This window comes from Halorubrum sp. Atlit-26R, from assembly GCF_003666015.1.
Taxonomy (GTDB): Archaea; Halobacteriota; Halobacteria; order Halobacteriales; family Haloferacaceae; genus Halorubrum.
On the sequence record NZ_QPLT01000418.1, the window covers coordinates 1 to 502 of the forward strand.

At 54.6% G+C, this 502-nt stretch carries 2 pseudogenes; both read right to left on the reverse strand.

The annotated features are described in order from the left end of the window. Positions 1–136: pseudogene (locus DVK07_RS24520) on the reverse strand (ArsR family transcriptional regulator); the annotation flags it as partial. Positions 137–228: 92 nt separating this feature from the next. Then, a pseudogene (locus DVK07_RS21250) lies at positions 229–502 on the reverse strand (hypothetical protein); the annotation flags it as partial.

A 502-nucleotide genomic window follows, 5' to 3' on the forward strand; every position in this document is an offset into this window, starting at 1 on the left:
GAAAGATCTCGTAGGCAGTCTCGGAAGACAATGCTTCGATCACGTCTCGCGTCCCGTCGTCGTCGAGACTCAGGACGGCTGGAGTATCGCTTCGTTCAACAGTAGCGTGAGTTTGTGTCGGAAGGATTCGTGACATAGGGTTGGGCTAGTTTCGGTGGGCGGCGATCGCGGGGCTCTGATCTGTTCGATGGCTGTTCGAAACTATCGCACGTAATTGTTGGTGGATGGTCATACTGAGTCCTGACTATCAGTTGAGGCAGCGATTAATCGCATATAGTAGGCCGTGTACACCGTGTAGAAGTACGCGAAGCCGACCGTGGAAAGAGCGATCCCGATCGGGAGCAGAACAGCGATCGGAATCCCGAGCTCAATCGGTAATACGTCAGCCGGGCCAGCGTCCGTCATCGTCAACTGGAACAGGTATTCGGGAATGAAGAAGACGTTCAGCAGGACGAGCCACGCCACGGAGAATCCAGCAACGCTTTTCAGATTCGAGCGAACG